The sequence below is a fragment of the Stappia indica genome, assembly GCF_009789575.1.
Taxonomy (GTDB): Bacteria; Pseudomonadota; Alphaproteobacteria; order Rhizobiales; family Stappiaceae; genus Stappia; species Stappia indica_A.
Genome location: NZ_CP046908.1, coordinates 1542321 through 1558677, shown reverse-complemented (window position 1 = coordinate 1558677; position 16357 = coordinate 1542321). Strand labels below are relative to the sequence as shown.

Annotated in this window: 14 protein-coding genes; 8 read left to right on the top strand and 6 right to left on the bottom strand. The window is 66.0% G+C overall.

Annotation, left to right across the window (positions count from 1 at the left end; genetic code table 11):
- Positions 1-5: 5 nt before the first annotated feature.
- From GH266_RS07320 to GH266_RS07305, 4 genes are all read right to left on the bottom strand, one after another.
- Positions 6-164: a hypothetical protein gene (locus GH266_RS07320; RefSeq protein WP_158193308.1), complete on the bottom strand. Its 159-nt coding sequence runs from the start codon at positions 162-164 to the stop codon at positions 6-8.
- Between the two features lie 132 nt (positions 165-296).
- Entirely contained in the window at positions 297-710 is a 414-nt protein-coding gene (locus tag GH266_RS07315; RefSeq protein WP_158193307.1) for a DUF3775 domain-containing protein, read from the bottom strand.
- A 296-nt stretch (positions 711-1006) separates the two neighbouring features.
- A complete protein-coding gene (locus GH266_RS07310; protein ID WP_158193306.1) occupies positions 1007-1219 on the bottom strand; it encodes a hypothetical protein in 213 nt (70 codons plus the stop codon).
- Positions 1219-1497 (bottom strand): hypothetical protein, encoded by a 279-nt coding sequence (locus tag GH266_RS07305; RefSeq protein WP_158193305.1) that lies wholly within the window; start codon positions 1495-1497, stop codon positions 1219-1221. The genes GH266_RS07310 and GH266_RS07305 overlap by 1 nt, the downstream gene beginning before the upstream one ends.
- 255 nt (positions 1498-1752) lie before the next feature.
- Here GH266_RS07305 and GH266_RS07300 point away from each other — a divergent pair, with 255 nt between their 5' ends.
- The 8 genes from GH266_RS07300 (at position 1753) to msrP (ending at position 13772) form a co-directional block, all read left to right on the top strand.
- Positions 1753-2880, top strand: a complete 1128-nt coding sequence (locus GH266_RS07300; RefSeq protein WP_158193304.1) for a PAS domain-containing protein — start codon at positions 1753-1755, stop codon at positions 2878-2880.
- 972 nt (positions 2881-3852) lie between these two features.
- Positions 3853-4281, top strand: coding sequence for a TadE/TadG family type IV pilus assembly protein (locus GH266_RS07295; RefSeq protein ID WP_158193303.1), 429 nt, complete (start codon positions 3853-3855; stop codon positions 4279-4281).
- A 14-nt stretch (positions 4282-4295) separates the two neighbouring features.
- Positions 4296-6011 (top strand): TadG family pilus assembly protein, encoded by a 1716-nt coding sequence (locus GH266_RS07290; protein ID WP_158193302.1) that lies wholly within the window; start codon positions 4296-4298, stop codon positions 6009-6011.
- Positions 6012-6157: 146 nt separating this feature from the next.
- Complete coding sequence (locus tag GH266_RS07285) at positions 6158-7357, top strand: pyridoxal phosphate-dependent aminotransferase (protein ID WP_158193301.1); 1200 nt, start codon at positions 6158-6160, stop codon at positions 7355-7357.
- A gap of 425 nt (positions 7358-7782) precedes the next feature.
- Positions 7783-9852: an elongation factor G gene (locus GH266_RS07280; RefSeq protein ID WP_158193300.1), complete on the top strand. Its 2070-nt coding sequence runs from the start codon at positions 7783-7785 to the stop codon at positions 9850-9852.
- A gap of 133 nt (positions 9853-9985) precedes the next feature.
- A complete protein-coding gene (locus tag GH266_RS07275) occupies positions 9986-11116 on the top strand; it encodes a PQQ-dependent sugar dehydrogenase (protein WP_244953786.1) in 1131 nt (376 codons plus the stop codon).
- A gap of 160 nt (positions 11117-11276) precedes the next feature.
- Entirely contained in the window at positions 11277-12662 is a 1386-nt protein-coding gene (locus tag GH266_RS07270) for a DHA2 family efflux MFS transporter permease subunit (protein ID WP_158193298.1), read from the top strand.
- Between the two features lie 144 nt (positions 12663-12806).
- Positions 12807-13772: a protein-methionine-sulfoxide reductase catalytic subunit MsrP gene (gene msrP / locus GH266_RS07265; RefSeq protein WP_158193297.1), complete on the top strand. Its 966-nt coding sequence runs from the start codon at positions 12807-12809 to the stop codon at positions 13770-13772.
- Positions 13773-14417: 645 nt separating this feature from the next.
- On the opposite strand, the gene GH266_RS07260 is transcribed toward msrP, so the two are convergent.
- Both GH266_RS07260 and trxB read right to left on the bottom strand, forming a co-directional pair.
- Positions 14418-15314, bottom strand: a complete 897-nt coding sequence (locus GH266_RS07260; RefSeq protein WP_067217662.1) for a LysR family transcriptional regulator — start codon at positions 15312-15314, stop codon at positions 14418-14420.
- Between the two features lie 62 nt (positions 15315-15376).
- Positions 15377-16342, bottom strand: a complete 966-nt coding sequence (trxB, locus tag GH266_RS07255; protein WP_158196090.1) for a thioredoxin-disulfide reductase — start codon at positions 16340-16342, stop codon at positions 15377-15379.
- Positions 16343-16357: the final 15 nt, after the last annotated feature.

The window sequence follows — 16357 nt, the reverse complement described above, 5'->3', positions numbered from 1 at the left end:
GGAAATCAGCCGTTGGGGAAGGCGTAGCAGAAGACCAGGGTGACGAGGAGAGCGGCGCTGGTGACGCGAAGGGCGATCGGCCAGGGCGAGGGTTTTTGTACGCTCAGCGTATCGGCCTGAAGGCCGGCCTTCTCGTCTGCCTGCATACGGTCCGTGAAGCTCATGCGGTGTCTCCGACCTCTTCTCTCGCCAACGAAGAGTTAACCGTCATGGTTAACAATGTGTAAATCCCGTTGGGGCGCAGAAAGAGGGATATCCAGAGAATTCGCCTGTGCCTGTGGGTGACGCTACGTCCGTCAAAGATCCAGCGCGTCGAGGCCGGCTTCCAGGTGATCGGCGAAAAGCGGCATACCGATCAGATACTTGGCCGTGGAGCGGAACGCCCTGTCGCGGGCATCGTCGACCGCCTGGTCGAAATCGTCGGGCTCGTAGTCGCCGCGGCCGATCCATACGGTGGCGACGAGTTCGGCAGCTTCATCGACGTTAAGATCCGCGATCAGTTCGGCCAGTTCCTCGGCCGACAGGTCGTCGGTCTCTTCTTCGGCGAGCCCGTCGTGGGCATGGCTGTCCTGGAGCGTGTCCGCGTCGAACTCGATTTCCCGGTCGCGGCCGTCTTCGTAGCCGCCGTCGAGATCCGAGGCCGAGGCTGCGCGGGCCTTCTGGACCAGCATGCGCATTGTTGCCGGAGAAAGTGTCAGATTGACCGCCATGGCTTGCATTCAGCTCCCGTCTTGCGCGGGGCGGTGTCGGCCTGGCTGGCGCGGGGATTGCGCCGTGCAGTCGCGTGCCGAAAGTCCGTCCCTGTCCAGACACTTGCCGCAAGGCCGCAGTCGGCACCTTGATCCATCGCAAGGGTGTGCCACGTGCCGGCGGGTTATCCCCGCCAAGGCTGCGGGCGGCATGCCGAACCGAGCCTACGCGTTGGCGGAACGCTTTGCCAGTGGCGACATGCGGGGCCGGGCCGGGAGCGACAATCAGCGAGGCAGGGCAAGGCGCCCCGCGCCGGTCAGCGGTCCTGACCAGCGGCGGCCTGGGGCGGAGCGAGATCCTTGAGCGAATGGGTCAGCGGCCCGCCGAACAGGGTCAGGGAGGCGGCGAAGAGCAGACCGACGCCGACCGCAGTGGCGAGCAGCATCGCGGCCCGCTCCTCATCGCTCCGGCTGCGGGTGGAGGCACGGGCGCTGCGGCCCGTGGCTGTGCCGAGGGAAAGGGTACGCATCACGAATTCCTGTGGTCGTGCGAACGGGTGCGGATGCTGGCCAGAAGACCGTGCGACAGGCGCTTGCCGAGCACGGTCACCAGCACCAGCATGCTGCCGAAGGCGGCGAGCAGGGCGCCCATCGTCCAGTCCTCGACAACGAGACTGCCGGAGGCGCGGGCGCTGGAGGCGATCAGCAGGGCGGGCAAAGCTCCGAGGATGGCGATGGCAAGGGCGCTGAACGTCTTGCCGAAACGGGAGCCGGAACGGGTGCGGGACGATCGGGATGTGGAACGCATGACTTTTCTCCGTCCAATCGGACTTGCCTGATGGGGAGAAAGTGACCGGCGAGTTGGACTTCCCAAAGCCGCCAATCGGGCGCTTCCGGTGTCATTTCGCGGCAGAACCGTGGCGGTCCGGTTAACAGATCCTGTAAATTTGGCGCGGCCCCTTTACCGAATATCAGGAGCTTTTTTGACAGGATCGGTTTCAAGACAGATCAAGGTCATGCGCGTGCCGATTCCGGCCCGCTCGACAGCAACCGGAAAAGCCAGATGGATGCAATGGAGAAGACTGCCCGGCCGGCGGCTGTGACCGCGACCGAGGCGGATGGCGAGGCTGCGACCGTTACGGCAGGTGCGGGCAGCGGGGCGCCGGCAATGTCGGTTGCCGGCCTGTCCTTCTTCACGGTCGATATCCAGGCGAAGCGCGTCATCTGGCTGGAGCCGCGCTCGCTCGACTTCGAGCATCGCTCGGGGCTGAACGAGGCCTCGCTCTCGACGGCGTTGCGCCATATGGCGCAGAACGACCAGAAGCAGATCCTGGGGCTCATCCAGCAGGCGGTGAAGACCGGCACGGCCGGCCCGATCGAGCTTGGCGGCGACGATCTGGGCGCCGGCCTGTCGCTGGTGGCGATGCGCTACCAGGTCGAGGGCGGGCGAACCTTCGTCATCGCCGTGTCCGGCGCGGAGGTCGAGGACGAGGCGAACGGCACGGCGGTGCGCGGTGTCGCGCCGCTCATTCGCCATCTGGTGGAGGACAGCGAGAAGTCGGTGCTGGTCGTCGACAGTTTCGGCTACCTGCGCTACGCCAACGATGCCTTCAACAAGCTGTTCGAGATCGGCGACACGTCGCTGTGCATCGGCCGCAATATCGCGCATATCCCAAATCGCGTGGGCAAGACGCTTGCCTCGGTGGTGCTGACCGCACTGGCGCGTCGAGCGCCGATGGACGGCAGCAAGCGCTTCTTCCTGGCCAGCGGCGATTCCTTCACGCTGACCTTCGACGTGATCCCGTTCCGGGTGTCGGCAGGGCTCGGTGGCGTGGTGTTTTCCGCGTCGAAGGTCAAGGAGCGCGGGGTCGACTTCCAGCAGATCTTCAACTGCGTGCATGCGCCGATGCTCGTGATCGATGTGCGCACGCGCATGCTGGTCTCGGCCAACACCGCGGCGCGCAAGACCTTCGCGGTGACCGAGCAGCTGATGGAATCGGCTCCGATCACCGAGACGATGCTGCATCCCAAGACCTTCGTCAGCCTGATCGAACATGCGCGCAAGGGCGGCAACACCCCGCTGCAGGCGACCGTGAGCGGCTTCGACGGCGTGACGCGGAGCAAGCGCATGCGGGTGACGCTGATCGAGAGCGGCCCGACGCACTATCTCCTGATCGAAAGCAAGCACTAGGTCGTGAACTCATAATTCTGGCGAGAAACGGTCTGCGCGAGCCTGTCTGGATACAAGGAGCAAGTCCGCAGGAAACCGTCCGGTTTTCAAGGTCTTGCGACGCTGTTGCCGGCGGGTACCGGCATACCCGAAGGGCGTCGGGCGAGCTGCGATCTGCGGCGTCGGACCGCTCGGCCGGGGGGGCTGCCCCGGCCATCACGCTCCTCCTGGCATATCATTGCCGGGCCAGACGCCGTTTCCGGCACAATTATGAGTCCACGACCTAGGAGCCCATCCGCGACAGCGGGCTCTGCCTTCAAATCCGAACGTCCTCTCACACGCGCCGCGGCCCAGCCCGGCGCGTGTTTTGCGTCGTGGCCTGGGTCATTCTGGCTGCGACATGACGACATGAGCGCTCGGCTCTGCCGTCCTCCTCGCTTGTTAGCCTCAAGCCATATCGTGGTGCCCTTCGTGGTGCCCTGTGTGGGCGGGCTGCCGGGTGCCGTGGCCTGTGGTCGCGCGTCGGGTTGTTGCCCGGCGCACGGAGCCGGCCGCGAACGTGATCGCTGCTCTGTTTCGAGCCGCGTTCACCGGATTGGACAGCAATTTCATTTTCGCCTGCAAGGCGAGAAATCACCTCGATTTTCTGGATGCGAGGCGTAAAACCGTCAGTTGCATCAGATGGATAGCCTTGCTTTCCTCTGCGGGAGAATTGGCCTGTTCTCTTGTGGTCATTCGGAATTGCTAAATTGTTGCACGGTGAAATTATTAACGCACAGAAACGTTTACACAATTTTAGAGGGCATTCGGTACTATACTTATATGTACGGTGCTTCAGGCACATTTGTTGCGACCTGTGAATCCAGTATCTGCTGAGGATCGATTTGAAGTCCTCGGAATGTGCGTTGTGCGGCGGTCATTATTCATCGCGGCAACGACAGTTTGCAGGCCGATAACGTGCAGCACCACCATTCTGAGCGAATGGAGGCAGAGATGCTTGCGGTTCTGAAACACTTTCTGCGTGCAAGATCGGGCGCGTCGGCGGTCGAGTTCGCCCTGGTGCTTCCCGTGTTCATTCTGGTGATGCTCGGGATCATCGCGTACGGCATCTATTTCGGGGCGACCCACAGTGTCGCCCAGCTTGCTGCCGATGCGGCGCGAGCCTCGATTGCCGGCCTGTCCGATCAGGAGCGGGTGCGCATCGTCACCGAGCACGTACAGCGCAACGCCGGCCAGTACGCGTTGATCGATGCCGGCAGTGTCACGGTCGATGCAGGCCCGATCGCAGGCGACGTCACCCAGTTCAAGGTGGCGGTGGTCTACGACGCCAGCCGCCTGCCGATCTGGACGCTGGGGCCCATTCTTCCGCTGCCGAGCCAGACGATCCGGCGTGTCGCCGTGATCAAGCGCGGCGGCTATTGAGCAGGAGACCGACCATGTCTTTCCCCCCTCCGTCCTGCTCGTCCTCCCTGTCACGTGCGAAAGCCCGTCGGCGGCCGTCGCGCTGGCGCGGCATTAGCGGGTTTTCGCGCAATCGCGACGGCTCGATCGCCATCATGACCGGCTTCTTCTTCTTCGTGATGATGGGGTTGCTGGCCATTGCCATCGACATGGCCTCCCTCTACCTGGAGCGGCGCACCTTGCAGGGCGTCGCCGATATCGCCGCCGTCGCCGGCGCATCGGACATTCCGCGGGCTGAGGCTGCGGTTGCCGCGACCCTCGCCGCCAATGACGTCGATGCCCGCTACACCGTCGTGCGCGGCCGCTATACGGCGGATCCGCAGGTCGACCACACCCGGCGCTTTGCCGCCAACGCCACGCCCTACAACGCGGTGCAGGTGTCGCTGGAAAAGGCCGGACGGCTCTACTTCGCCAAGGTGTTCAGTGCCCAGTCGGCGACCCTTGGCGTGCGGTCCATGGCGGCCAATGCCGAGCTTGCCGCCTTTTCCGTGGGAACGCGCCTGCTCGCCTTGCGCGACGGGGTTGCGAACCAGCTGCTTGGCAACATGCTGGGAACCCGGGTCGAGCTGACGGTCATGGATTATCAGGGCCTGGCCTCGGCCGATGTGCAGGTGGCGCAGGTGATAGATGCGGTCGCCTCCGAGATCAATCTCAAGGCGGGCACGTTCCAGGACGTTGTGGATGCCTCGGTGACCGCCGGGGACATCGTCGCGGCGATGGCCAAGGTGACGGGCGAGAACGGCGATGCCGCCGCCAACCTTGCGCTGAGGCGGCTGCTGCTCGGCGGCGGCCTCGGGGCAAAGGTGCCGCTGTCCTCGCTGGTCGATCTCGGGCCGTTCTCGAGCGTGGCCATCGGCGATCCGGCGCCCGGCTTCGATGCGCGGGTCTCGGCCATGCAGATCCTGTCGTCCTCGGCGATCCTCGCCAACGGCAAGCGGCAGGTGCAGGTCGATCTCGGCGCCGAGGTGCCGGGCCTGCTCTCCCTCAAGCTCGACCTTGCCATCGGAGAGATGCCGCAGCACACGGCGATGATCGCCATCGGACCCAACTCGACCCGCGTGCGGACGGCGCAGGCGCGGCTTCGGCTGCTCGCGTCCGTCGGCGGGCAGGGGCTGTTGAAGAACCTCAGCGTCAACCTGCCGCTGATGATCGACCTTGCCCATGCGCAGGCGCAGCTCGCCTCCATGGCCTGCACGTCGAGCGGGCCGTCCCGGGTGACCGTGGCCGCCCGGCCGGGCATCGCGGAAGCCTGGATCGGCCATATGCGCGATGCGGACTTCAACGACTTCTCGCGCACGCCGCAGCTGTCGCGGGCAAAGATCATCGATGCCGCGCTGATCCGGGTGAACGGGCGCGCCCAGGTGAACATCGGCAACCTGTCGGACACGCAGGTGAGCTTCACCGGCCTCGATGTGGAGCGCGGCACCGTCAAGCGGGTCGGCACCAGTTCCATCGCCGGGTCGCTGGTCAGCACGCTGGTCGGCAATCTCGATCTGGAAGTGCAGGTCCTGACGCTGGGCCTCATCCTGCCCGGGCCGCTGCTCACGGCGGTGGGCGATCTGCTCGGCACCATCGCCGAGCCGCTGGATGCGATCGTCCACGGCACGCTGACGACGCTGGGCCTGCATCTGGGCGAGGCGGATATCCGCGTGCACGGCGCCCATTGCGGCGGCGGCATGCTGGCCGGCTGAAGCGGGGAGCCGGCGATGAGCCGGCTTCCGCGGAAATCCGCGAGATTGCGGCCATCCTCCCTTGCATGGCAGGAGCGCGGGAAGTAGTCTCCCGCGCGCCTTCAACCACCTGCCTCATCGGGCACCTGCCTCATCGGGAGAGCAACATGGGCTTCATCGCCGACGCACTTTCGCGCGTCAAACCGTCCGCTACCATCGCCGTGACCAACAAGGCTCGCGAACTCAAGGCCGCCGGGCGCGACGTCATCGGTCTGGGCGCGGGCGAGCCCGATTTCGACACGCCGGAGAACATCAAGGCCGCCGCGATTGCCGCGATCACCGAGGGCAAGACGAAATACACGGCCGTCGACGGCATCCCCGAGCTCAAGGCGGCGATCTGCGCCAAGTTCCAGCGCGAGAACGGCCTGACCTACGAGCCGTCGCAGATCACCGTCGGAACGGGCGGCAAGCAGGTGCTGTACAACGCGCTGATCGCCACCATCAATCCGGGCGACGAGGTCATCGTGCCGACCCCTTACTGGGTCAGCTATCCGGACATGGTGCTGCTGGCCGGCGGCGAGCCGGTGATCGTCGAGGCCGACAAGTCGACCTTCAAGATCACCGCCGAGGCGCTGGAAGCGGCGATCACGCCGAAGACCAAGTGGTTCATCTTCAACTCGCCGTCGAACCCGTCGGGCGCCGCCTATACGCGCGAGGAGCTGAAGGCGCTGACCGACGTGCTGCTGCGCCACCCGCAGGTGTGGGTGATGTCGGACGACATGTACGAGCACCTCGTCTATGACGGCTTCGAGTTCACCACCCCGGCGCAGGTCGAGCCGAAGCTCTACGACCGCACGCTGACGGTGAACGGCGTCTCCAAGGCCTATGCCATGACCGGCTGGCGCATCGGCTATGCCGGCGGCCCGGTCGAGCTGATCAAGGCGATGGCCAAGGTGCAGTCCCAGTCGACGTCCAACCCGAGCTCCATCGCCCAGTGGGCGGCGGTCGAGGCGCTGAACGGTCCGCAGGACTTCATCCCGGCCAACAACGAGGTGTTCAAGGCCCGCCGCGATCTCGTCGTGTCGATGCTGAACCAGGCCAAGGGCTTGACCTGCCCGATGCCGGAAGGCGCGTTCTACGTCTTCCCGTCCTGCGCTGGCACGCTCGGCAAGACCGCACCGTCCGGCAAGGTGATCGAGACCGACGAGGACTTCGTCACCGAACTGCTCGAGAGCGAGGGCGTTGCCGTCGTCCAGGGATCGGCCTTCGGCCTCGGCCCCAACTTCCGCATCTCCTACGCGACCTCGACCGAGGCGCTGGAGGAGGCCTGCACCCGTATCCAGCGCTTCTGCGGCAATCTGAAGTAAGTCGCGCAAGGCGCTTTCGAGCCTTTCCTCCGGCCGGCGGCAGCAATGTCGCCGGCCGGTTTCGTTTCGCGGCCCGTCGGCCCGTCCGTGCCGCAGTGCGGCACATGTTTCCCTTGCGTTCGCTGCGGTATCGGCGCGACGATGAGCGTCCGCCCGCTGTTGGCGGGCGGCGGCGCCGGTGCGCGGTGCCGCCAGTCACCCGAATCTGAAGTTCGTCGCATTCGGCGGCATGCTCTGAACGAACTTCGGATTCAAAGAAGTGACTGGCAAGTTTATGTTTCCAGTGTGGTTTTCGAATTTGAAATACGCTCTGGGTGTGCTGCCAAAGTGAGGCGTATTTCAAGTTCACCACACTAGGTCAGCCGCGCCCGGCTCCTCCTGACAACACGCGGCCCTGCGGGGCCGACGGGAGAAGGAGACGCGACATGGGCGCAGACAGGGTGAATGGCGGTGCAGCCGGCGGCAGGGAAACGGGGCCCCGGTGCATCGGGATCTTCGGGCCGTTCGGCAGCGGCAAGACCACGCTGCTGGAAGCGGTGCTCGCCCGCACAGGGGCCATAGCAAGACAGGGAACGGTGGGAGCCGGCAACACGGTGGGCGACGGTGCGCCGGAAGCACGCGCCCATGCCATGAGCGTCGAGGTCAACGTGGCCGAGGCGGAACATCTGGGCGAGCGGTTCACCTTTCTCGACTGTCCGGGGGCTGTCGACTTTCTCGGCGACATGGTCGGTGTCATGCCCGGCATCGACCTGGCCGTCGTCGTCGCGGAAGCCGACGAGAAGAAGGTTCCGGCGCTGCAGGTGATCCTCAAGCAGCTGGAGGATCGCGGCATCCCGCGCCTGCTCTTCCTCAACAAGATCGACCGTACGTCCTCGCGGCTGCGCGACGTGCTGGCCATGCTGCAGCCGGCCTCGGCCGTGCCGCTGGTGCTGCGCCAGATCCCGATCTGGAACGAGGGCATCGCCACCGGTTTCATCGATCTCGCGCTGGAGCGGGCCTATGTCTACCGCGAGCTCGCCGAGAGCCAGGTCATCAACATTCCGAACGAGGCGATGGCACGCGAGGTCGAGGCGCGCTTCTCCATGCTGGAGACGCTGGCCGACCATGACGACGTGTTGATGGAATCGCTGCTGGAGGACATCGCCCCTGAGCGCGAACGGATCTTCGCCGATATCGGCGGGGAAATGCGCGAGGGACTGATCTGCCCGGTGCTGTTCGGCTCGGCCGAGCATGGCAACGGCGTCGGCCGGCTGCTCAAGGCGCTGCGTCACGACGCGCCGGGCGTCGCCGCCACCCGTGCGCGCCTCGGTCTCGAGGAGACGGACGGACCCGTGGTGCAGATCCTCAAGACGGTGCACACGCTGCATGCCGGCAAGCTGTCGGTCGGGCGGCTCCTCTGCGGCCGGCTTTCAGACGCCGACACGCTGACCCGGCCCGACGGCGAACAGGTGCGCATTTCCGGCTTCTACCGGGTGAACGGACAGCAGGCGTCGAAGCGCCCGCAGGCCGAGGCCGGTGATACGGTAGGGCTCGGCAAGCTCGACGGCGTCAACACCGGCGACACATTGGGCGGATCGGCCCCGGCGCCGCAGCTGGCGCCGCTGGAGATGCCGCAGCCGGTGCTCGGCCTCGCGATCTCGCCGCGCGAGCGCCGCGACGAGGTGAAGCTCTCCGCGGCCCTTGCGAAACTCTGCGAGGAGGATCCGGCGCTGGTCGTCACCCAGGCCCAGGACACGGGCGAGACCCGTCTCGACGGCCAGGGCGAGATGCATCTGCGCGTCGCGCTGGAGCGGCTGACCGGCAAATACGGCCTTGCGGTGGAAACCGGCGACCCCGCGATCCCCTATCGCGAGACGATCCGCGCGGGGGCCTCGGTACGCGCCCGCCACAAGAAGCAGTCGGGCGGCCACGGCCAGTTCGGCGACGTTGCCATCGACATCCGTCCGCTCGGGCGCGGCGAGGGCTTCGTCTTCAATGACACGATCACCGGCGGCGTCATTCCCAAGCAATACATCCCGTCGGTGCGTGCGGGCGTCGAGGAGGCCCTGAAGACCGGTACGCTCGGCTTTCCGACCGTCGACATCGCGGTGACGCTCACCGACGGGTCCTATCACAGCGTCGATTCCTCGGATCAGGCATTCCGCATGGCGGCGATCCAGGCGATGCGCGAGGGGTTGCCGGACTGCCGGCCGGTGCTGCTGGAGCCTGTCCATCAGGTCACCATCGCCTGCCCGAGCGAGGCGACGGCGCGGATCAACGCCATCGTCTCGGCCCGGCGCGGGCAGCTTCTCGGCTTCGATGCAAGATCCGGCTGGAGCGGCTGGGACGAGGTGCAGGCCCTGATACCGGCGACCGAGCTGTCCGGGCTCATCGTCGAACTGCGCTCGGCGACTGCGGGCGTCGCGACCTATTCCAGCCGCTTCGACCATCTGGCGGAGCTGACGGGCAAGGCCGCCGACCTGGTGCTTGCACGGCACGGCCGTCAGGCCGCGTAAGACGACGCGTGCACGGGGCGCTTGCGGTGCGCCCCGTGCCGTTCCATCGCAAGGACTGATTGTCTTCGCTTGTCCGCACCCTAGCTATCCGTAACGGGGTTCGGGATCATGCCGAGGGAGAATGTCTTTGCGATTGGCCACCACCGTCCTTGCGGGCAGCGCAGTTCTTGCCGCCGCCTGCGTCAGCGTTTCCGCCCAGTCCGTCCACACGGCCGGCGATGTCCGTTTCTCGGTCGAACAGGTCGTCGGTGATCTTTCCTATCCCTGGGGCTTCGACTTCCTTCCCGACGGCTCGCTGCTGGTGAACGAGGTCGACGGGCGGATGCTGCTCGTCTCGCCGGATGGCGACAGCCGCATCGAGGTCGCCGGCGTGCCGGAGGTTCGTGCCTCCGGGCAGGGCGGCTTGCTCGATCTCGTCGTCGCCCCGGACTACGGCGACACCGGCACGGTCTATTTCACGTTTTCCGAGCCGGGGCAGGGCGGGGCAGGCACGGCCGCCGCGCGCGCCCGGCTGGTGGTCGCCGACGGTGCTGCGCGGCTGGAGGACGTGAAGGTCCTTGCGAGCATGAACCGCAAGACGTCCGGCGGACGGCATTTCGGCTCCCGCATCGTCCCGGCGCCCGACGGTACGCTTTTCGTCACGCTGGGAGATCGCGGCGAAGAGGACCGGGCGCAGGATCCGCAGGACCATGCGGGTTCGGTGCTCAGGATCGCTGCCGACGGCTCTATCCCGTCGGACAATCCGTTTGCGGATGGCGGGCAGGCGCTGCCCGAGATCTGGTCGACCGGCCATCGCAACATCCAGGGCGCGGCCATCGAGCCGGAGACTGGCGTCTTGTGGACCGTGGAGCACGGTGCGCGCGGCGGCGACGAGATCAACATCCCGCAAGCCGGCAAGAACTACGGCTGGCCGGTGATCTCCTACGGCCGGCACTATTCGGGCCTCAGCATCGGCGTCGGCACCAAGGCGGAGGGCTACGAGCAGCCGGTGCATTACTGGGATCCGTCCATCGCGCCGTCGGGCATGGCCTTCTACACCGGCGATGCGGTGCCGCAGTGGCGCGGCGACCTGTTCGTCGGGGCGCTCAAGGACCAGTTGATCTCGCGGCTGGAGGTCGCGGGCGGCAAGGTCGTCTCCGAAGAGCAGCTGATCGCCGGCGAGTACGGGCGCATCCGCACCCTGCGCAACGGGCCGGACGGGGCGCTGTGGTTCTCGACCGACGAGGGAGAGGGCGCGATCTACCGGATTTCCGGCGCGCCCTGATCGCGCGGATCGCGCAAGCCTGCCATGGCAAGATGGGGCTGGGCCGTGGTCCAGCCCAATCTCTTTTGCCGTTTCATGCATTTGCAGACAATCGCTTTCGGGCTATTGAAAAGAGGCGCGGTCCGCTTCTCTCTCCTGCCGCGCCGTGCCCCCGGACATCATGAACAGCATTCCGCTCATCATCGCCTTTGCGTTCTTCATGGAGATGATGGATTCCACCGTCATCGCCACCTCGCTGCCGGTGATTGCGGAGGACCTTGGCACCAGCCCGATCGCGCTGAAGCTGGCGCTGACCTCCTACCTAGTGGCGCTGGGCATCTTCATCCCCGTCAGCGGCTGGATGGCGGACAAGTTCGGCGCCAAGCGCATCTTCAGATGGGCCATCGTCGTCTTCGTCATCGGCTCGGTCGCCTGTGCCTTTTCCAACTCGCTGCTCACCTTCGTGCTCTCGCGCTTCCTGCAGGGCATGGGCGGCTCGATGATGGTGCCGGTCGGCCGTCTCATTCTCGTCAGGACCTTCCAGAAGAAGGACCTGGTCCATGCGATGACCCTGATGACCATTCCCGGCCTGATCGGGCCGATGGCAGGGCCGCCGCTCGGCGGGTTCCTGACCACCTATCTGTCCTGGCACTGGATCTTCATCATCAACGTGCCGATCGGGCTCGCCGGCATCTGGCTTTGCGGCATCTACCTGCCCGAGATCCCGAGGCGCGAGACCTCCAGACTCGACTGGACCGGCTTCCTGCTGACGGGCACTGCGGCGGCCGGCATCGTCTTCGGCCTGTCGGTGATCAGCCTGCCGGCCCTGCCGCCGGCTGTCGGGCTGGTGACGACGCTTGTCGGTTTCGGCGCGCTTCTTGCCTATCTCGTCCATGCAAAGCGGCGGGCGAACCCGATCCTCGATCCGGCCCTGCTGCGCAACCGGGCCTTCGGCCTGACGTTGCTGGGCACCAACATCTTCCGCATCTCGTCCGGCTCGATGCCGTTCCTGATGCCGCTGATGCTGCAGACGGGCTTCGGCTACAACGCCTTCCAGTCCGGCCTCATCACCTTCACCGGCGCGTTCGGCGCCATCTCGATGAAGTTCATCGTCAAGCGGGCGCTCGCGGCCGTCGGCTTCCGGATGGCGCTGGTGATCGCCTCGCTGGGCGGGGCGCTGCTCACCTTCGCCATGGTCGGCTTCGTGCCCGGCACGCCGGTCTGGATCTTCGTGCTGGTGCTCTACGGTGCCGGTCTCACCCGCTCCTTCCTTTTCACCTCGTCGAACGGGCTGATGTTCACCAGCATCGGCGACAACGAGGCCAGCCAGGCGACCGCGCTCAGCTCGGTGTTCCAACAGGTCTCGCTGGCGCTGGGCGTGGCGCTGGCCGGCTTCGTGCTGGAGGCGACGGGCTGGGTCACCGGCGACACGCTGGGCCTCGTCAACTTCCACATCGCCTTTGCGGTGACGGCGGTACTGGCGCTGGTCTCCGTGCCGATCTTCGCCTTCCTGCCGGCTTCGGCCGGGCAGGAGTCCTCCGGCCACCGGCTGCGCGAGCTGCCGTGAGCCGGCGGGCGAGGGCATGGCTCACGGGCCCGGCACGGGTGTTCAACCGCACTTGATTTGCCGCGATGGGGCGTGCGCGCTAGGTCAAGAGGCATCGGGCGTCCGCAGAGGCGTCCTGAAGGGACTGGAAGAGGACGCATCACGATGAACATCATCCGCAAACGCAGCTGGGACCTGCCCGAGCGCGAGGCGACGCCCGAGGCTGTCTTCTTCAACCGCCGCTCGGTTCTTGCAGGGCTCGGCATCGCCGGCGCTTCGATTGCCGGTGGCGCGGGGCTTCCGCGTGCCGCCTTCGCCGAGGAGGATCCCAACGCGGGGCTCTATCCGGCGACGCGCAACGAGGCCTATACGCTCGACCGCGAGATCACGCCGGAAGGCGTCACCTCCGTCTACAACAATTTCTACGAGTTCGGCTCGCACAAGCAGATCGCTTCCGCCGCGCAGGCGCTGAAGATCCGCCCGTGGGAGGTGAAGATCGACGGGCTCTGCGACAATCCGCAGGTGCTCGATTTCGACGACCTGATGAAGAAGGTCTCGCTGGAGGAGCGGCTCTATCGCTTCCGCTGCGTCGAGGCGTGGGCGATGGCGGTGCCGTGGACCGGCTTCCCGCTTGCCGAGCTGGTGCGCCTTGCCTCGCCGAAGCCGGAGGCGAAGTATCTGCGCATGGAGACCTTCATGGATCCCGACACGGCCAGCGGCCAGCGGGCATCCTGGTATCCGTGGCCCTATGTCGAGGGGCTGACCCTGGCTGAGGCGACCAACGAGCTCGCCTTCATGGTCACCGGTGTTTACGGCAAGCCGCTTGCCAAGCAATACGGCGCGCCGCTGCGTCTTGCCGTGCCGTGGAAGTACGGCTTCAAGTCGATCAAGTCGATCGTCCGCTTCTCCTTCGTGGAGGAGCGCCCGGTGAGCTTCTGGGAAGAGATCCAGTCGGCGGAATACGGCTTCTGGGCCAACGTCAATCCGGAGGTCTCGCATCCGCGCTGGAGCCAGGCGCGCGAACAGCTTCTGCCGACCGGCGAGCAGGTGCCGACCCAGCTTTTCAACGGCTATGCCGAGCAGGTCGCCGGCCTCTACAAGGGGCTCGAAGGCGAGAACCTCTACATGTGATCGGCGTCTCCCGCCGAACGACATCGAGGCCCGGTGCATTGCGCCGGGCCTTTTGCTTTGCACAGCATCCAGGGCAAAGCGCCATCATGCCGGGAATCTAATCCACCGCCTGGGGCCGATGGCATAATGGGAGGGCGGTCGAAAGCGGCAGGCCCGATCTTCAGCATAACAAGCGGCTGTCTGTGATACGGGCAAAAAAAATGCCGGGCCATAGGGCCCGGCAGTTATTCGATTTTGCCACATGCGTGGCGAAATCACCTTCCAGAGGGGAACAGCTGGTCGCATCACACGTCGCTGGGAGGAGGTAGCGACGAAGCAGACCAACAGCCTGTTGCTTATATGCAGTGCACAACGCGCCTATGCAAGAAGCACTCTTGCAGGTCTGCTATGCGTATTTCGCAAGGCGCTGCATCGAGGCCTGCACGGCTGGGCAGTTTGGCCGGGATCCTTGCTTTGTTGGTGGGCGAAGTGCCTGATTTCACGTCACTGCGGCAGCCTGTCGCACGTGTGCGGTGCCGCCGGGCGAGGCAGGCTGCGCAGCTCCTGCCTGCTCCCTCGGCACGCCGCGCAAGGGCGCCCGCCGTCACGCTGCGGCTTGTTTCGAAATTTGCAGTGCAACAAGAGGCAGGGCTCGGCGGCCTGCCGTCAGTAGGTCCAGCGCTCGGCCTTGGCCAGCAGGAAGTCGCGGAACACGGCGATGCGCGCGGTGTTCTTCAGCTCGGAAGGGTAGACGAAATAGGTGTCGAAGCTCGGCACCTCCGCTTCCGGGAGCAACTGCACCAGGCCCGAGCTGTCTTCGTTGATGTAGTCGGGCAGCATTGCGATGCCGATGCCGCGCTGGACGGCGCGCTTGATGGCCACCACATTGTTGACGCGCAGCACCGAACGACGCTGCTCGCCCGGCGGCAAACCCGCAGTTTCCAGCCAGTTCATGTCCCGCAGATAGGGCGGGGCATGCTCGCCGAAGGTGACGATCCGGTGGCCGTCGAGGGCGGCGACGGACTTCGGGGCGCCGAAGCGCTGGATGTAGCCCGGCGCGGCATAGACGTGGAAGTGCACCGTGAACAGCTTGCGCTGGATCAGGTCCGGCTGCGTCGGCTGGCGCAGACGGATAGCCACGTCCGCCTCGCGCATGCCGAGATCGAGCTCGTCGTCGTCGAAGATCAGCCTGAGGTCCATCTCCGGGTAGAGGTCGATGAACTCGTTGAGCCGCTCGGTCAGCCAGGTCGAGCCGAGGCCGACGGTGGTGGTGATCCGCAGGGCGCCGGTCGGCTTCTCGCGGCTGTCGGTCAGCCGGGCCTGCGCGGCCTCAAGCTTCATGAACACCTCGCGCGCGGTGCGATAGAGCACCTCGCCCTGCTCGGTCAGCAGCAGCCCGCGCGCATGCCGGTGGAACAGCGGGACCTTCAGGTCGTGCTCCAGCGCGCTGACCTGCCGGCTGACCGCCGACTGGCTCATGTTGAGCATGTCGCCGGCATGCGTGAAGCTGCCGGCCTGCGCGGCCGCGTGGAAAATCCTCAGCTTGTCCCAGTCAAGCGGCACGACACCCTCTGTCTGTTCGCGTCAGTTCCAGCGATTTCGGCCGAAGCCTCCCGGAAGACAGCCTATTCGGCGGCCTGCACTTCCGCAATGTCCAGTTCGGCGAGGTATCGCTCGCTCTCGAGCGCCGCCATGCAGCCCATGCCGGCCGCGGTCACCGCCTGGCGGTAGATCTCGTCGGTGACGTCGCCGGCGGCGAAAACGCCGGGAATCGAGGTTGCCGAGCTGTCCGGCGCGGTCCAGATGTAGCCGGACGGCTTCATCTTCAGCTGCTCCTTGAACAGCTCCGTCGCCGGCGCATGGCCGATGGCGACGAAGAAGCCGTCGGCGGAAATGTCGCGGGTCTCGCCCGTATGGACATTGCGGATGCGCGCGCCGGTCACCGTCTTCGGCATGCCGCCGCCCAGCACCTCGTCGACGACGCTGTCCCAGATCACCTCGATCTTGTCGTTGCGGGCAAGCCGGTCCTGCAGGATCTTCTCGGCGCGGAAGGAATCGCGCCTGTGCACCACGGTCACCTTGGAGGCGAGGTTGGCGAGATACAGCGCCTCCTCGACGGCGGTGTTGCCGCCGCCGACCACGATCACTTCCTTGCCGCGATAGAAGAAGCCGTCGCAGGTGGCGCAGGCCGAGACGCCCGCGCCCATGAACTCCTGCTCGGTCGCAATGCCCAGCCACTTGGCCTGGGCACCGGTGGCGATCACCAGCGCATCGCAGGTGTAGGTGGTGCCGCTGTCCCCGGTCAGGCGGAACGGGCGCACCGACAGGTCGGCCGACAGGATCGTGTCGTAAACGATTGTCGTGCCGACGTTTTCCGCCTGCTTGCGCATCTCTTCCATCAGCCAGGGACCCTGGATCGGGTCGGCGAAGCCCGGATAGTTCTCCACCTCGGTGGTGATGGTCAGCTGGCCGCCCGGCTGGATGCCGGTGATCAGCACCGGCTCCAGCATGGCGCGCGCCGCATAGACGGCTGCGGTATAGCCGGCCGGGCCGGAGCCGATGATCAGGAGTTTGTGGTGCTGTTCGGCCATCGCCTCGTCGTCCTT